This window comes from Streptomyces ovatisporus (assembly GCF_042653885.1).
Lineage (GTDB): Bacteria > Actinomycetota > Actinomycetes > Streptomycetales > Streptomycetaceae > Streptomyces > Streptomyces ovatisporus.
Map to the genome: position 1 here is coordinate 39,025 of NZ_JBHSFH010000002.1, position 15,856 is coordinate 54,880.

A 15,856-nucleotide genomic window follows, 5' to 3' on the forward strand; every position below is an offset into this window, starting at 1 on the left:
GCGACCACCAGGCGTTCCGGCCTCCCCCTCGGCCCTGGGGGCCTGGAGGCTCCGGCCTCCAAACCCCGTTCAGACCATTCATCGACACAACCCTGAGAGGGATTGACGAGAGTGCTCGACGTCAACTTCTTCGACGAACTGCGGATCGGCCTCGCCACCGCCGACGACATCCGTCAGTGGTCCCACGGCGAGGTCAAGAAGCCGGAGACCATCAACTACCGCACGCTCAAGCCCGAGAAGGACGGACTCTTCTGCGAGAAGATCTTCGGTCCGACCCGGGACTGGGAGTGCTACTGCGGCAAGTACAAGCGCGTCCGCTTCAAGGGCATCATCTGTGAGCGCTGCGGCGTCGAGGTGACCCGCGCCAAGGTGCGCCGTGAGCGGATGGGCCACATCGAACTGGCCGCCCCCGTCACCCACATCTGGTACTTCAAGGGCGTTCCGTCCCGCCTGGGCTACCTGCTCGACCTCGCGCCGAAGGACCTGGAGAAGGTCATCTACTTCGCGGCGTACATGATCACGTACGTCGACGAGGAGCGCCGCACGCGCGACCTGCCCTCCCTGGAGGCGCACGTCGGAGTCGAGCGCCAGCAGATCGAGCAGCGCCGCGACGCCGACCTCGAGGCACGGGCCAAGAAGCAGGAGGCCGACCTGGCCGAGCTCGAGGCCGAGGGCGCCAAGGCGGACGTCCGCCGCAAGGTGCGCGAAGGTGCCGAGCGCGAGATGAAGCAGCTCCGGGACCGTGCGCAGCGCGAGATCGACCGTCTCGACGAGGTGTGGTCGCGCTTCAAGAACCTCAAGGTCCAGGACCTGGAGGGTGACGAGCTGCTCTACCGCGAGCTGCGTGACCGCTTCGGGACCTACTTCGACGGCTCCATGGGCGCTGCCGCTCTGCAGAAGCGCCTGGAGACCTTCGACCTGGACGAGGAGGCGGAGCGGCTCCGCGAGATCATCCGTACCGGCAAGGGGCAGAAGAAGACCCGCGCGCTCAAGCGCCTCAAGGTCGTCTCCGCCTTCCTGCAGACCAGCAACAGCCCCAAGGGCATGGTGCTCGACTGCGTGCCGGTGATCCCGCCGGACCTGCGTCCGATGGTGCAGCTGGACGGTGGCCGCTTCGCGACCTCCGACCTGAACGACCTCTACCGCCGCGTCATCAACCGCAACAACCGCCTGAAGCGTCTGCTCGACCTCGGTGCGCCCGAGATCATCGTGAACAACGAGAAGCGGATGCTGCAGGAGGCCGTGGACGCGCTCTTCGACAACGGCCGCCGCGGCCGCCCCGTCACGGGCCCCGGCAACCGTCCGCTGAAGTCGCTGTCCGACATGCTCAAGGGCAAGCAGGGCCGCTTCCGTCAGAACCTGCTGGGCAAGCGCGTCGACTACTCGGCCCGTTCCGTGATCGTCGTCGGCCCGCAGCTCAAGCTGCACCAGTGCGGTCTGCCGAAGGCGATGGCGCTGGAGCTCTTCAAGCCGTTCGTGATGAAGCGTCTGGTGGATCTGAACCACGCGCAGAACATCAAGTCGGCGAAGCGCATGGTCGAGCGCGGCCGTACGGTCGTCTACGACGTGCTGGAAGAGGTCATCGCGGAGCACCCGGTGCTGCTCAACCGTGCACCGACCCTGCACCGCCTCGGCATCCAGGCCTTCGAGCCGCAGCTGGTCGAGGGCAAGGCCATTCAGATCCACCCGCTCGTGTGCACCGCGTTCAACGCGGACTTCGACGGTGACCAGATGGCCGTGCACCTGCCGCTGTCCGCGGAGGCGCAGGCCGAGGCCCGCATCCTGATGCTGTCCTCGAACAACATCCTCAAGCCGGCCGACGGCCGCCCGGTGACCATGCCGACGCAGGACATGGTGCTCGGGCTGTTCTTCCTCACCACCACCGAGGAGCAGCGCGAGACCGTCGGCGACGGCAGGTCGTTCAACTCCACCGCCGAAGCGATCATGGCGTTCGACGCAGGAGAGCTCTCTCTCCAGGCCGAGATCGACATCCGGTTCCCGATCGGTTCCGTGCCGCCGGCGGACTGGGCGCCGCCGCTGCCCGAGCAGGGCGAGCCCGAGTGGCAGCCCGGCGACGGCTTCCGGCTGCGTACGACCCTGGGCCGCGCGCTCTTCAACGAGCTGCTGCCCGAGGAGTACCCGTACGTCGAGTACTCGGTCGGCAAGAAGGAGCTCTCGCAGATCGTCAACGATCTGGCCGAGCGCTACCCGAAGGTCACCGTCGCCGCGGCGCTGGACAACCTGAAGTCGGCCGGTTACTACTGGGCGACCCGCTCCGGCGTCACGATCGCCATCTCGGACGTCGTCGTCCCCGACGCCAAGCCGGAGATCATCGCCGGTTACGAGGCGCAGGACGAGAAGGTCCAGAAGCAGTACGAGCGCGGCCTGATCACCAAGGACGAGCGCACGCAGGAGCTCATCGCGATCTGGACCAAGGCGACCAACGAGGTCTCCGAGGCGATGAGCGAGAACTTCCCGAAGACGAACCCGATCTTCATGATGGTCGACTCGGGCGCCCGAGGGAACATGATGCAGATGCGTCAGATCGCGGGTATGCGCGGTCTGGTGTCCAACGCGAAGAACGAGACCATCCCGCGTCCGATCAAGGCGTCGTTCCGTGAGGGTCTCTCCGTGCTGGAGTACTTCATCTCCACGCACGGTGCCCGTAAGGGTCTCGCGGACACCGCTCTGCGTACCGCCGACTCCGGCTACCTGACGCGTCGTCTCGTCGACGTCTCCCAGGACGTGATCATCCGCGAGGAGGACTGCGGCACCGACCGCGGCCTCAAGCTGGAGATCGCGGCCAAGGGTGCGGACGGCGTGCTGCGCAAGGCCGCCGATGTCGAGACCAGCGTGTACGCGCGCTGCCTCGCCGAGGACATCGTCGTCGACGGCAAGGTGCTGGCCCCGGCCGGCACCGACCTGGGCGACGTCCTCATCGACGAGCTGGTGCGCCACGGCGTGGAGACGGTCAAGACCCGCTCCGTGCTCACCTGTGAGTCGGCGGTCGGCACGTGCGCCATGTGCTACGGCCGTTCGCTGGCCACCGGCAAGCTGGTCGACATCGGTGAAGCCGTCGGCATCATCGCGGCCCAGTCCATCGGTGAGCCCGGCACCCAGCTGACGATGCGTACCTTCCACACCGGTGGTGTGGCCGGTGACGACATCACGCAGGGTCTGCCGCGTGTCGTCGAGCTGTTCGAGGCCCGTACGCCCAAGGGCGTCGCGCCGATCTCCGAGTCGGCTGGCCGGGTCAGGATCGAGGAGACGGAGAAGACCAAGAAGGTCGTCGTCACCCCGGACGACGGCTCGGACGAGACCTCGTACGCCGTGTCGAAGCGTGCACGTCTGATGGTGGGCGAGGGCGACCACGTCTCCGTCGGCCAGGCGCTGACGGTGGGTGCCACGAACCCGCACGACGTGCTGCGCATCCTCGGCCAGCGTGCGGTCCAGGTGCACCTGGTCGGCGAGGTCCAGAAGGTCTACAACTCGCAGGGTGTGTCGATCCACGACAAGCACATCGAGATCATCATCCGGCAGATGCTGCGCCGTGTGACGATCATCGAGTCCGGCGACGCGGAGCTGCTGCCGGGCGAGCTGGTGGAGCGCACGAAGTTCGAGGGCGAGAACCGTCGGGTCGTGCAGGAAGGCGGCCACCCCGCTTCCGGCCGTCCGCAGCTGATGGGTATCACCAAGGCTTCGCTGGCCACCGAGTCGTGGCTGTCGGCGGCGTCCTTCCAGGAGACGACCAGGGTCCTCACCGATGCGGCGATCAACGCCAAGTCGGACTCCCTGATCGGCCTCAAGGAGAACGTCATCATCGGTAAGCTCATCCCGGCCGGTACGGGCCTGTCCCGTTACCGCAACATCCGGGTGGAGCCCACCGAGGAGGCCAAGGCGGCGATGTACTCGGCCGTCGGCTACGACGACATCGACTACTCGCCGTTCGGTACGGGCTCCGGTCAGGCCGTCCCGCTGGAGGACTACGACTACGGGCCGTACAACGCCTGAGCCGGTCCGACGGCCTGAGCCGAGGTCATAGCTCTGCTACAGAGGGCGGTCACCCCTACCCGGGGTGGCCGCCCTCTGTGCACTATGAGGTCCTGGGGGTGGTGTGGATGCTGGCGGGAAACGCGGACCGGGACCGAGCGGGCGATGTGCTCAAGGCCGCCTACGCCGAGGGCAGGCTGACGAGGGACGAGTACGACTACCGCGTCGGGCGTGCGCTGGCGGCCCGTACCGTCGAGGAGCTCCAGCAGCTGACCGCCGACGTGCCCAACGGCCCGAGCGCCATGCCCCCCACCTATCACCGGCCGCATCCGCAGGGGCAGTTGGTGCCTTTTCAGCAGCAGCCGGTCGTGCCGTACGCTCCGCCACGCCGGCCGCAGAACAGCGCGGCGACGGCGGCACTGATCTGCGGCCTGATCTCGCCCCTGGTGTGGGGACTCGCGGCGATCCCCGCGGTGATCCTCGGTCACAAGGCGCGGGCCGAGATCAGACGTACCGGTGAGCAGGGCGAGGGCGCCGCGACGGCGGGGCTCGTACTGGGCTGGCTCTGGCTCTCGCTGGGCGCGCTGATGATGCTGTTCATCGTGGCGTGAGGGCGTCTGTGAGCCGCTCATCGGCCGCGTAGATACTTGTTTTGACCGGGGACGACGCGATAGGTACGCTCTGACCTTGTGCCTGGGGTGCCCCCTGCGCTCCCGTAAGCGGATCTGACGCTCGGGAAATGAGTCGGCGGCACCGGAATCTGCATGCCTTTCACCTGAGAGGTCCACTCGCTTCAGCGCGAGACCGTGCAGTCTTCGACACACCCGACCTCGTGGGTCGGAGCTGTGGCCCAGGTTAGTTTTACCGAGACGGCACACAGAAACCGGAGAAACTGTGCCTACGATCCAGCAGCTGGTCCGGAAGGGCCGGCAGGACAAGGTCGAGAAGAACAAGACGCCCGCACTTGAGGGTTCCCCTCAGCGTCGTGGCGTCTGCACGCGTGTCTTCACCACCACCCCGAAGAAGCCGAACTCGGCCCTGCGTAAGGTCGCGCGTGTGCGTCTGACCAGCGGGATCGAGGTCACGGCCTACATTCCGGGTGAGGGCCACAACCTGCAGGAGCACTCCATCGTGCTCGTGCGTGGCGGCCGTGTGAAGGACCTGCCGGGTGTTCGCTACAAGATCATCCGCGGCTCCCTCGACACGCAGGGCGTCAAGAACCGCAAGCAGGCTCGCAGCCGCTACGGCGCCAAGAAGGAGAAGTAAGCATGCCTCGTAAGGGCCCCGCCCCGAAGCGCCCGGTCATCATCGACCCGGTGTACGGCACTCCTCTGGTGACCTCCCTCATCAACAAGGTGCTGCTGAACGGCAAGCGTTCCACTGCGGAGCGCATCGTCTACGGCGCCATGGAGGGTCTGCGTGAGAAGACCGGCAACGACCCGGTCATCACGCTGAAGCGCGCGCTGGAGAACATCAAGCCGACCCTCGAGGTCAAGTCCCGTCGTGTCGGTGGCGCCACCTACCAGGTGCCGGTCGAGGTCAAGCCCGGCCGCGCCTCCACTCTCGCGCTGCGCTGGCTCGTGGGCTACGCCCGCGCCCGCCGCGAGAAGACCATGACCGAGCGCCTGCTGAACGAGCTGCTCGACGCCTCCAACGGCCTCGGCGCAGCAGTGAAGAAGCGCGAGGACACCCACAAGATGGCCGAGTCCAACAAGGCCTTCGCGCACTACCGCTGGTAGTCGCAGACCCCATCGAGACCGAGAGAAGACTGAAGCCTTATGGCTACCACTTCACTTGACCTGGCCAAGGTCCGGAACATCGGGATCATGGCCCACATCGACGCGGGCAAGACGACGACCACCGAGCGGATCCTGTTCTACACCGGTCGCAGCTACAAGATCGGTGAGGTCCACGACGGCGCCGCCACGATGGACTGGATGGCCCAGGAGCAGGAGCGCGGCATCACGATCACGTCTGCCGCGACGACCACTCACTGGCCGCTCAACGACGTCGACTACACCATCAACATCATCGACACTCCCGGGCACGTCGACTTCACCGTCGAGGTGGAGCGTGCGCTGCGTGTGCTCGACGGTGCAGTGACGGTGTTCGACGGTGTGGCCGGCGTCGAGCCGCAGTCCGAGACCGTCTGGCGGCAGGCGGACCGGTACGGCGTGCCGCGCATCTGCTTCGTCAACAAGCTCGACCGGACCGGCGCGGAGTTCCACCGCTGCGTCGACATGATCGTGGACCGCCTCGGCGCGGTTCCGCTGGTCATGCAGCTTCCGATCGGGACCGAGGCGGACTTCAAGGGCGTCGTCGACCTCGTCAGCATGAAGGCGCTGGTCTGGTCGCCCGAGGCGAAGATGGGCGAGATGTACGACACAGTCGACATCCCGTCCACGCACCTCGAGGCCGCCGACGAGTGGCGCGGCAAGCTGCTCGAGGCCGTCGCGGAGAACGACGAGGAGATGATGGAGCTGTACCTGGAGGGCCAGGAGCCCACCGAGGACCAGCTCTACACGGCGATCCGCCGCATCACCCTCGCCTCCACCGGCGCCGAGGGCACGATCACGGTCACCCCGGTGTTCTGCGGCACCGCGTTCAAGAACAAGGGCGTGCAGCCCCTGCTCGACGCGATCGCCCGCTACCTTCCCTCCCCGCTGGACGTCGAGGCCATCGAAGGCCACTCCGTGAAGGACTCGGAAGAGGTTCTGACGCGGAAGCCGTCCGAGGAGGAGCCGATGTCGGCGCTCGCGTTCAAGATCGCGAGTGACCCGCACCTCGGCAAGCTGACCTTCATCCGTATCTACTCCGGCAAGCTGACCACCGGCTCGCAGGTGATGAACTCGGTGAAGGGCAAGAAGGAGCGCATCGGCAAGATCTACCGCATGCACGCGAACAAGCGTGAGGAGATCGAGTCGGTGGGTGCCGGCGACATCGTCGCCGTCATGGGTCTCAAGCAGACCACCACCGGTGAGACCCTCTGCGACGCGAGCAACCCGGTGATCCTGGAGTCGATGGAGTTCCCGGCTCCGGTGATCGAGGTCGCCATCGAGCCGAAGTCGAAGGGTGACCAGGAGAAGCTGGGCGTCGCGATCCAGCGGCTGGCCGAGGAGGACCCGTCCTTCCAGGTCAAGACCGACGAGGAGACCGGCCAGACGATCATCGCGGGCATGGGCGAACTGCACCTGGACGTGCTGGTCGACCGCATGAAGCGCGAATTCAAGGTCGAGGCCAACGTCGGCAAGCCGCAGGTGGCGTACCGCGAGTCGCTGCGCAAGCCGGTCGACAAGGTGGACTACACCCACAAGAAGCAGACCGGTGGTTCCGGTCAGTTCGCGAAGGTGCAGATCGCTGTCGAGCCGCTCGAGGGTGACGGATACGAGTTCGTCAACCAGGTCACCGGTGGCCGCATCCCCAGGGAGTACATCCCGTCCGTGGATGCCGGCTGCCAGGAGGCCATGGAGTTCGGTGTGCTGGCGGGCTACCCGCTGACCGGCGTCCGCGTGACGCTGCTCGACGGTGCCTTCCACGACGTCGACTCCTCCGAGATGGCGTTCAAGATCGCCGGTTCCATGGCGTTCAAGGATGCCGCGCGGAAGGCGAGCCCGGCGCTGCTGGAGCCCATGATGAAGGTCGAGGTCACCACGCCCGAGGAGTACATGGGTGATGTGATCGGCGACATCAACTCCCGCCGTGGCCAGGTTCAGTCCATGGACGACAGGAGTGGCGCCAAGCTCGTCACCGGCCTGGTCCCGCTGTCGGAGATGTTCGGTTATGTCGGCGACTTGCGCAGCAAGACCTCCGGCCGTGCCAACTACTCCATGCAGTTCGACTCCTACGCCGAGGTTCCGCGGAGCGTCGCAGAGGAGATCATCGCGAAGGCCAAGGGCGAGTAACTCGACGTTCCTCACCCCTTAGGCTGGAGCAAAGGCATTCGGGGCACTCCGGCACAGACCGTACGGCTCGTCCGGCGGCTGTGCCGGGTCCCGGCCGCCAGCCCCCCAAGGGAACCGGTCAAGGGCAACCCCCTCGGGGTCCTGGCCAGTTCATAACGACCACCTGAACCCCTCCGCAGAATGTGGAGGGTGTACAGCACCAGTCCACAGGAGGACCCCAGTGGCGAAGGCGAAGTTCGAGCGGACTAAGCCGCACGTCAACATCGGCACCATCGGTCACATCGACCACGGTAAGACGACTCTTACCGCGGCGATCACCAAGGTGCTGCACGACAAGTACCCGGAGCTGAACGAGGCTTCCGCGTTCGAGAACATCGACAAGGCGCCCGAAGAGCGCCAGCGCGGTATCACCATCTCCATCGCGCACGTCGAGTACCAGACGGAGAACCGTCACTACGCGCACGTGGACTGCCCGGGTCACGCGGACTACATCAAGAACATGATCACCGGTGCCGCACAGATGGACGGTGCCATCCTCGTGGTCGCCGCCACCGACGGCCCCATGCCGCAGACGAAGGAGCACGTCCTCCTGGCCCGCCAGGTCGGCGTGCCGTACATCGTGGTCGCCCTCAACAAGGCGGACATGGTGGACGACGAGGAGATCATGGAGCTCGTCGAGCTCGAGGTCCGTGAGCTGCTCTCCGAGTACGAGTTCCCGGGCGACGACGTTCCCGTCGTCAAGGTCTCCGCGCTCAAGGCTCTTGAGGGCGACGCCGAATGGGCCGACTCCGTCGTCAAGCTGATGGACGCCGTCGACGACGCGATCCCGCAGCCCGAGCGTGACGTCGAGAAGCCGTTCCTGATGCCGATCGAGGACGTCTTCACCATCACCGGCCGCGGCACGGTCGTCACCGGCCGTATCGAGCGTGGTGTGCTGAAGGTCAACGAGAACGTCGACATCATCGGCATCAAGGAGACCAAGACCTCGACGACCGTCACCGGTATCGAGATGTTCCGCAAGCTCCTCGACGAGGGCCAGGCCGGTGAGAACGTCGGTCTGCTGCTTCGTGGCATCAAGCGTGAGGACGTCGAGCGCGGCCAGGTCATCATCAAGCCGGGTTCGGTCACGCCGCACACCGAGTTCGAGGCGCAGGCGTACATCCTGTCGAAGGACGAGGGTGGCCGGCACACCCCCTTCTTCAACAACTACCGCCCGCAGTTCTACTTCCGCACCACGGACGTGACCGGCGTCGTGACCCTCCCCGAGGGCACCGAGATGGTCATGCCGGGCGACAACACCGAGATGAGCGTCCAGCTCATCCAGCCCGTCGCCATGGAAGAGGGCCTGAAGTTCGCCATCCGTGAGGGTGGCCGTACGGTGGGCGCCGGCCAGGTCACCAAGATCAACAAGTGACCTCGACGCATTAGCGTCCCCGGCTGCGATCGCTGCCGGGGGAGAGGGCCCGTACGACTCCGGTCGTACGGGCCCTCTTCGTTGCGTCACTTACGATGGGCGTGCCGGCGCGCACCTCTGCCACGGGGGCGCGACCTTCTCTCCGCGGGAGCGACTTCATGCTGCGCACCATGTTCAAGTCCAAGATCCACCGTGCGACGGTGACTCAGGCGGACCTGCACTACGTGGGATCGGTGACGGTCGACGCCGAACTCATGGACGCCGCCGATCTGTTGCCGGGTGAACTCGTCCACATCGTCGACATCACGAACGGCTCGCGACTGGAGACGTACGTGATCGAGGGTGAGCGGGGTTCGGGCGTGATCGGCATCAACGGAGCCGCCGCCCACCTGGTGCACCCCGGTGATCTGGTCATCCTCATCAGCTACGCGCAGGTCGACGACGCGGAGGCGCGTTCTCTGCGGCCCGCGGTGGTACACGTCGACGCGGACAACCGGATCGTCGGACTGGGCACGGACGCCGGCGAGCCGGTACCGGGCAGTGACACGGCGAGGAGTCCGCAAGCCGTCCCCGCCGTGGCGGCGAGCTAGGGTGCGTCGTTTGGATCTTCGTGGGTCGGCGAGCGGCGTCCGGTGCGTCCAGATGCCAGGCGGAGGATCGCCCTCGTACTGGGCGTACTCGGGCGACTCCGACAACGCAGCAGATGGGCGGGCCGGGCGTCGCGAGCCCGCGAAGATCCAAACGACGTGCCCTAGGTTCGCGGAGCAGCGGGCGGCGAGGCCCAGGGCAGCGAGGCCCGGGCCCCGGCCGCAAGCAGCGGGACCCCGGCGGACCGCCCTCCGCCTGCGGTCCCGCTGCCCGCATCGCCTCAGTCCACTTCGAGCACCAGCTTTCCTGCGGTACGGCCCTGCTCGCCCATCTCGTGCGCCTTCGCCGCCTCGGCCAGCGGGAAGGTGCCGGCGACGACCGCGTTCAGCCTGCCTGCTTCGGCCAGGTCCGCGACGGCGCTCATGCCCGCGTGGTCGGCCTCCACGAGCATCACCTCGGCCCGTACGCCGTGCTGTTCGGCCTCTTCGGCCAGGGCCTCCCCGCCCAGCGGGATGAGGGAGACCAGGATCCCGCCTCGCCGGAGGGCGCGCAGGGACCGGGTGCGATAGTCGGCGCTGCCGATGGTGTCGAGCACGACGTCCATGTCGCCGGCCGCTTCGGCGAAGTCTGTGTCCCGGTAGTCGATCAGCTCGTCCGCGCCGAGACTGCGGAGCATCTCGTGCTTGCCCGCGCTCGCAGTGCCCGTCACGTGCGCGCCCCTGGCCTTGGCGATCTGGACGGCCAGGTGCCCGACGCCGCCGGCCGCCGCGTGGATCAGCACCCGCTGCCCCTCGCGGAGTCCGGCGGTGTCGACGAGTGCCTGCCAGGCGGTCAGTGCGGCGAGCGGCAGGGCGCCGGCCTGGACGTGCGTGAGTCCGGCGGGCTTGCGGACCAGCGCCCGCGCCGGCGCGGTGACGTACTCGGCGTGTGAACCGGCCCCTTGCGGATACGGCAGCATTCCGAAGACTTCGTCGCCCCGGTGGTGCAGGGTGACGCCGAGGCCCGTGGCCTCCACCACCCCGGAGACGTCCCAGCCGAGGACGAACGGTGGATCGCCGAGCCAGATCCGGAGCTGCCGGTGCTTCCAGTCCGTGGGGTTGAGGCCTGCCGCCCGCACTCTGACCAGGACCTCGCCGAGTCCCGGCTCCGGCCGCTCCAGTTCCACTTCCTTCAGCACCGCTGGTTCGCCCAGTTCGTCCTGGCTGATCGCCCGCATCGTGGCGGGTGTGTCGTTCTGTGTCATGCCCTCAGGCTCTCGTCGCCCTCGGTCACCGGCAATGGCATGATTGCCACTATTCGATACGATCGTGCCATGCATCGCGTCGTGGTTCTTGCGCTCGACGGGGTCTATCCCTTCGAGCTCGGCATCCCTCACAGGGTCTTCGGTACGGCTCGCGGCCTGTACGAGGTGGTCACCTGCAGCGTCGACGGGCGTCCGGTACGCAGCGACTCCGATTTCGAGATCGCCGTGGAGCACGGCCCCGAAGTGTTGCGTACGGCCGAAACGGTGGTGATTCCCCCGTACGACGTCGGTCGAGCGAGCCCGGAGCTGGGGGAGCCGGTGGCCGAAGCACTCGCACTGATCCCGCGGGACGCCCGCGTGGTGTCGATCTGCACCGGTGCCTTCGTGCTGGCGGCGGCAGGCCGGCTCGACGGCCGGCCCGCGGCGACCCACTGGGCGTTGGCAGCCCGCTTCCGGCGCCTGTTTCCGTACGTGGATCTGGACGCGGACGTGCTGTTCATCGACGACGGCGACGTGCTGACCTCGGCGGGTGCCGCTGCCGGAATGGACGTCTGCCTGCACCTCGTCCGCAAGGACCACGGCGCCGAGGTCGCCAACGAGGTCGCGCGGTGCTGTGTGGTGCCGCCGTGGCGGGACGGGGGCCAGGCGCAGTTCATCCCGCACCCCGTTCCCGAGGCCACCGCGGCCGGAACCGCGGCGACGCGCCAGTGGGCGCTGGAGCGGCTCCATCTGCCGCTGACCCTGGCCGACTTGGCGGGTCACGCGGGGATGAGTCTGCGCACCTTCGCCCGGAGGTTCCGGGACGAGGTGGGCATGAGCCCGGGCAGATGGCTCATCCAGCAGCGCGTCGTCAGGGCGCGCCAGTTGCTGGAGGGCAGCGACCTCTCCGTCGACCAGGTCGCCGGAAAGGTGGGCTTCGCGACTGCTGCCTCGCTCCGCCGTCATCTGCACGCCGCCATCGGCGTCTCCCCCCTGGCGTACCGGCGGACATTCAGGGCCACCGAGGGGGAAGCCGGTACCCGCGAGCTTGATCGAGCCGGGTGAAGCCGGTGCCGTACGGACCGCACATCCACTTGTACCCGCACGAGACGAGGGCGTCGACGGGTACCGCCGTGACGTCGACGGGCCGTGCGCCCACCGCCTGCGAGCCGTTCACCACAAGAGGACGCCGGCCTCGTGACAGACCCCGCTCAGCGCATCCAGGTCCGCCGCGGCTCCGGTGAAGGAGTCCGCCCACGTGAGGGCGAACACCCGGGGACGGGGACTCGAGCGCATGCGCCGGTACACGATCGAAGACATAGAGGTGCGCAGCCTTGACGTCTGCTGCCCGGCTTCCTTTCTCAACACGGCGGCCTGGTGCCGTTCGCTGGCGCCGCACCTCCACAACACCCCGGCACACATCGACAGAGCACTCGAAGTGCTGAATTCCACACGAGGATGAGCTCGGCGGAGGTCTTCGGACGCGCGTGAGAACGGGCCCGGGCGGGGGCTCAGGGCTCGATTGGGCTCGATTGGCATGAGCCAAACGCCATGTGGCACACTGTGCAGGTTGCTCGGTTGAGTGCCGATGCTGCACGCCTCCCGCCGGGAGGACTGGAAGCGAGTCCCAGAGTATTCGTCGCTCCTCATCAGGAGCGGAAGTACGGGAATCTTCCGGGAAGTGCAGGAGGGGCTTCCAGCCAGGCACCTGGTGGGTCTGTACCCCCGACTCCTTCCTCTCGCAGGGAACACGCCGCGATCCGTCGCGGGCTCGTTGCCGGAAGGAAGCCGACACGCCCGACCGCGTGGGTCGGATGGTCGGGTCGGAGGACGGCACCCACGGGTTCCGGAGCGTTACGAGAGACAGGACTACGAAGTAGCCATGGCGGGACAGAAGATCCGCATCCGGCTCAAGGCCTACGACCACGAGGTCATCGACAACTCGGCGAAGAAGATCGTCGAAACGGTGACCCGTACTGGAGCGTCGGTCGCAGGCCCGGTGCCGCTGCCCACTGAGAAGAACGTGTACTGCGTCATCAAGTCGCCGCACAAGTACAAGGACGCGCGCGAGCACTTCGAGATGCGCACCCACAAGCGTCTGATCGACATCCTCGACCCGACGCCCAAGACCGTTGACTCGCTGATGCGTCTGGACCTCCCGGCCGGCGTCGACATCGAGATCAAGCTCTGAGGGGTGCGGGAAGAAGATGGCTAAGCAGATCAAGGGAGTCCTGGGCGAGAAGCTCGGCATGACCCAGGTCTGGGACGACAAGAACCGCGTCGTTCCCGTGACCGTCGTCAAGGCCGGGCCCAATGTCGTGACCCAGGTCCGCACCGCAGACAAGGACGGCTACGAAGCCGTTCAGATCGCCTTCGGCGAGATCGACCCGCGCAAGGTGAACAAGCCCCTCAAGGGCCACTTCGCCAAGGCCGACGTCACTCCCCGCCGCCACCTCGTCGAGCTTCGTACCGCTGACGCCAGCGAGTACACCCTCGGCCAGGAGATCACCGCCGACACCTTCGAGTCGGGCGGCAAGGTGGACGTGACCGGTAAGTCCAAGGGCAAGGGCTTCGCCGGTGGCATGAAGCGCCACGGCTTCCGCGGCGGCAAGGCTTCGCACGGTGCGCACCGCGTGCACCGCAAGCCGGGCGCCATCGGCGGCTGTGCCACCCCCGGCCGTGTCTTCAAGGGCACCAGGATGGCCGGCCGCATGGGCAACGAGCGGGTCACCACCCAGAACCTGACCGTCCATGCCGTTGACGCGGAGAAGGGCCTGCTGCTCATCAAGGGCGCAGTCCCCGGTCCGAACGGCGGCCTCGTCCTGGTCCGTACAGCGGCCAAGGGGGCCTGAGGTAACCGATGAGCACCATTGACATCCTTTCGCCGGCCGGCGACAAGACCGGGACCGTCGAGCTCCCCTCGGAGATCTTCGACGTGCAGGTCAGCGTTCCGCTGATCCACCAGGTCGTCGTCGCCCAGCTGGCCGCTGCCCGCCAGGGCACGCACAAGACCAAGACGCGCGGCGAGGTCCGCGGCGGTGGCAAGAAGCCGTACCGCCAGAAGGGCACCGGCCGCGCCCGACAGGGCTCGACCCGTGCGCCGCAGTTCGCCGGCGGTGGCGTCGTGCACGGCCCCGTGCCGCGTGACTACTCGCAGCGGACCCCGAAGAAGATGAAGGCGGCCGCACTGCGCGGTGCCCTCTCCGACCGGGCCCGCCACAGCCGGGTGCACGTCGTCTCCGGCGTCGTCGAGAACGAGATCTCGACGAAGGCCGCGAAGACGCTGCTGGGCAAGATCAGCGAGCGCAAGCACGTGCTGCTGGTCGCCGAGCGCGGTGACGAGCACGCATGGCTGTCCGCTCGCAACCTGCCCCAGGTGCACATCCTGGAGCCGGGACAGCTGAACACGTACGACGTGCTGGTCTCCGACGACGTGGTCTTCACGAAGGCCGCCTTCGAGTCCTTCGTGGCCGGCCCGCAGAAGGCCGCCACCTCTGAGCTCGAAGGGAGCGACGCCTGATGAGCGAGGCGAACGCCGCAACGGCCACCAGCAAGACGTTCACGGACCCCCGTGACATCTTGATCAAGCCGGTGGTCTCGGAGAAGAGCTACGCACTGCTGGACGAGGGCAAGTACACCTTCATCGTCGACCCGCGTGCCAACAAGACCCAGATCAAGCAGGCCGTCGAGGCGGTCTTCTCGGTCAAGGTCAGCGGGGTCAACACCCTCAACCGCCAGGGCAAGCGCAAGCGCACCCGCACCGGTTACGGCAAGCGCGCAGACACCAAGCGCGCTGTGGTGACCCTCGCCGAGGGCGACCGTATCGACATCTTCGGCGGCCCGGTCTCCTGACGGAGACAGGACCGTCCGATATCGGACGAGGACTGAGAAATGGGTATCCGCAAGTACAAGCCGACGACTCCGGGCCGTCGTGGCGCCAGTGTCGCCGACTTCGTCGAGATCACGCGGTCCACGCCGGAGAAGTCGCTGGTCCGCCCGCTGCACAGCAAGGGCGGCCGTAACAACGCCGGTCGTGTGACCGTTCGCCACCAGGGTGGTGGCCACAAGCGCGCCTACCGCGTGATCGACTTCCGTCGTCACGACAAGGACGGCGTGCCGGCCAAGGTCGCGCACATCGAGTACGACCCGAACCGCACCGCACGCATCGCACTGCTGCACTACGCCGACGGCGAGAAGCGCTACATCCTCGCCCCGGCCGGCCTGAAGCAGGGCACGCGCGTGGAGAACGGTCCCGGGGCCGACATCAAGCCGGGCAACAACCTGGCCCTGCGCAACATCCCGGTCGGTACGACCATCCACGCCATCGAGCTGCGGCCCGGCGGCGGCGCGAAGTTCGCCCGGTCCGCCGGTGCGTCCGTGCAGCTGCTGGCGAAGGAGGGCCGCATGGCCCACCTGCGCATGCCGTCCGGTGAGATCCGCCTGGTCGACGTCCGCTGCCGCGCCACTGTGGGCGAGGTCGGCAACGCCGAGCAGTCGAACATCAACTGGGGCAAGGCCGGCCGTATGCGCTGGAAGGGCGTCCGCCCGACCGTCCGCGGTGTGGTCATGAACCCGATCGACCACCCGCACGGTGGTGGTGAGGGTCGTACCTCCGGTGGCCGCCACCCGGTTTCGCCGTGGGGTCAGAAGGAGGGCCGTACGCGCTCGCCGAAGAAGGCCAGCAACAAGTACATCGTCCGCCGCCGCAAGACGAACAAGAAGCGCTAGGAGGCGGGTTTT

14 protein-coding genes are annotated in these 15,856 nt (G+C 67.3%); 13 read left to right on the forward strand and 1 reads right to left on the reverse strand.

What is annotated here, in order from left to right:
* Positions 1–111: 111 nt before the first annotated feature.
* The 7 genes from ACFPA8_RS00395 (at position 112) to panD (ending at position 9,896) form a co-directional block, all read left to right on the forward strand.
* Positions 112–4,011 (forward strand): DNA-directed RNA polymerase subunit beta', encoded by a 3,900-nt coding sequence (locus ACFPA8_RS00395; protein WP_386440497.1) that lies wholly within the window; start codon positions 112–114, stop codon positions 4,009–4,011.
* 77 nt (positions 4,012–4,088) lie between these two features.
* Positions 4,089–4,601, forward strand: coding sequence for a DUF1707 and DUF4190 domain-containing protein (locus ACFPA8_RS00400; protein WP_386440500.1), 513 nt, complete (start codon positions 4,089–4,091; stop codon positions 4,599–4,601).
* Positions 4,602–4,884: 283 nt separating this feature from the next.
* Positions 4,885–5,256 carry a 30S ribosomal protein S12 gene (gene rpsL / locus ACFPA8_RS00405; protein WP_003948652.1) on the forward strand — a complete coding sequence of 124 codons (372 nt, stop codon included), beginning with the start codon at positions 4,885–4,887 and terminating at the stop codon, positions 5,254–5,256.
* Positions 5,257–5,258: 2 nt separating this feature from the next.
* Complete coding sequence (gene rpsG / locus ACFPA8_RS00410; RefSeq protein ID WP_045867030.1) at positions 5,259–5,729, forward strand: 30S ribosomal protein S7; 471 nt, start codon at positions 5,259–5,261, stop codon at positions 5,727–5,729.
* A 39-nt stretch (positions 5,730–5,768) separates the two neighbouring features.
* Positions 5,769–7,892 (forward strand): elongation factor G, encoded by a 2,124-nt coding sequence (gene fusA / locus ACFPA8_RS00415; RefSeq protein ID WP_386440504.1) that lies wholly within the window; start codon positions 5,769–5,771, stop codon positions 7,890–7,892.
* Positions 7,893–8,112: 220 nt separating this feature from the next.
* Positions 8,113–9,306 carry an elongation factor Tu gene (gene tuf, locus ACFPA8_RS00420; protein ID WP_386440507.1) on the forward strand — a complete coding sequence of 398 codons (1,194 nt, stop codon included), beginning with the start codon at positions 8,113–8,115 and terminating at the stop codon, positions 9,304–9,306.
* A gap of 158 nt (positions 9,307–9,464) precedes the next feature.
* On the forward strand, positions 9,465–9,896 hold the full coding sequence (gene panD, locus ACFPA8_RS00425; RefSeq protein WP_386440510.1) for an aspartate 1-decarboxylase: 432 nt from the start codon (positions 9,465–9,467) through the stop codon (positions 9,894–9,896).
* 278 nt (positions 9,897–10,174) lie between these two features.
* On the opposite strand, the gene ACFPA8_RS00430 is transcribed toward panD, so the two are convergent.
* Entirely contained in the window at positions 10,175–11,137 is a 963-nt protein-coding gene (locus ACFPA8_RS00430; RefSeq protein ID WP_386440513.1) for an NADP-dependent oxidoreductase, read from the reverse strand.
* Between the two features lie 69 nt (positions 11,138–11,206).
* Here ACFPA8_RS00430 and ACFPA8_RS00435 point away from each other — a divergent pair, with 69 nt between their 5' ends.
* The 6 genes from ACFPA8_RS00435 to rplB all read left to right on the forward strand — a co-directional run bounded on the left by ACFPA8_RS00435 (position 11,207) and on the right by rplB (position 15,844).
* The gene (locus ACFPA8_RS00435) at positions 11,207–12,181 is read left to right on the forward strand and encodes a GlxA family transcriptional regulator (protein WP_386440516.1); all 975 of its coding nucleotides are present in this window, start codon (positions 11,207–11,209) and stop codon (positions 12,179–12,181) included.
* An 817-nt stretch (positions 12,182–12,998) separates the two neighbouring features.
* Complete coding sequence (gene rpsJ / locus ACFPA8_RS00440) at positions 12,999–13,307, forward strand: 30S ribosomal protein S10 (RefSeq protein ID WP_016909683.1); 309 nt, start codon at positions 12,999–13,001, stop codon at positions 13,305–13,307.
* Positions 13,308–13,323: 16 nt separating this feature from the next.
* Positions 13,324–13,968 (forward strand): 50S ribosomal protein L3, encoded by a 645-nt coding sequence (gene rplC / locus ACFPA8_RS00445; RefSeq protein WP_045867034.1) that lies wholly within the window; start codon positions 13,324–13,326, stop codon positions 13,966–13,968.
* A gap of 8 nt (positions 13,969–13,976) precedes the next feature.
* Entirely contained in the window at positions 13,977–14,636 is a 660-nt protein-coding gene (rplD, locus tag ACFPA8_RS00450) for a 50S ribosomal protein L4 (protein WP_386440519.1), read from the forward strand.
* Entirely contained in the window at positions 14,636–14,968 is a 333-nt protein-coding gene (rplW, locus tag ACFPA8_RS00455; protein ID WP_045867036.1) for a 50S ribosomal protein L23, read from the forward strand. The genes rplD and rplW overlap by 1 nt, the downstream gene beginning before the upstream one ends.
* A 39-nt stretch (positions 14,969–15,007) precedes the next feature.
* Positions 15,008–15,844, forward strand: coding sequence for a 50S ribosomal protein L2 (gene rplB / locus ACFPA8_RS00460; protein ID WP_386440522.1), 837 nt, complete (start codon positions 15,008–15,010; stop codon positions 15,842–15,844).
* Positions 15,845–15,856: the final 12 nt, after the last annotated feature.

What these genes read in the sequence shown, in the direction of transcription:
- rpsG (WP_045867030.1), top strand. Translation starts at nt 5,259, where the DNA reads ATGCCTCGTAAGGGCCCCGCCCCGAAGCGCCCGGTCATCATCGACCCG.
- fusA (WP_386440504.1), top strand. Translation starts at nt 5,769, where the DNA reads ATGGCTACCACTTCACTTGACCTGGCCAAGGTCCGGAACATCGGGATC.
- panD (WP_386440510.1), top strand. Translation starts at nt 9,465, where the DNA reads ATGCTGCGCACCATGTTCAAGTCCAAGATCCACCGTGCGACGGTGACT.
- ACFPA8_RS00430 (WP_386440513.1), bottom strand. Translation starts at nt 11,137, where the DNA reads ATGACACAGAACGACACACCCGCCACGATGCGGGCGATCAGCCAGGAC.
- ACFPA8_RS00435 (WP_386440516.1), top strand. Translation starts at nt 11,207, where the DNA reads ATGCATCGCGTCGTGGTTCTTGCGCTCGACGGGGTCTATCCCTTCGAG.
- rpsJ (WP_016909683.1), top strand. Translation starts at nt 12,999, where the DNA reads ATGGCGGGACAGAAGATCCGCATCCGGCTCAAGGCCTACGACCACGAG.
- rplC (WP_045867034.1), top strand. Translation starts at nt 13,324, where the DNA reads ATGGCTAAGCAGATCAAGGGAGTCCTGGGCGAGAAGCTCGGCATGACC.
- rplD (WP_386440519.1), top strand. Translation starts at nt 13,977, where the DNA reads ATGAGCACCATTGACATCCTTTCGCCGGCCGGCGACAAGACCGGGACC.
- rplW (WP_045867036.1), top strand. Translation starts at nt 14,636, where the DNA reads ATGAGCGAGGCGAACGCCGCAACGGCCACCAGCAAGACGTTCACGGAC.
- rplB (WP_386440522.1), top strand. Translation starts at nt 15,008, where the DNA reads ATGGGTATCCGCAAGTACAAGCCGACGACTCCGGGCCGTCGTGGCGCC.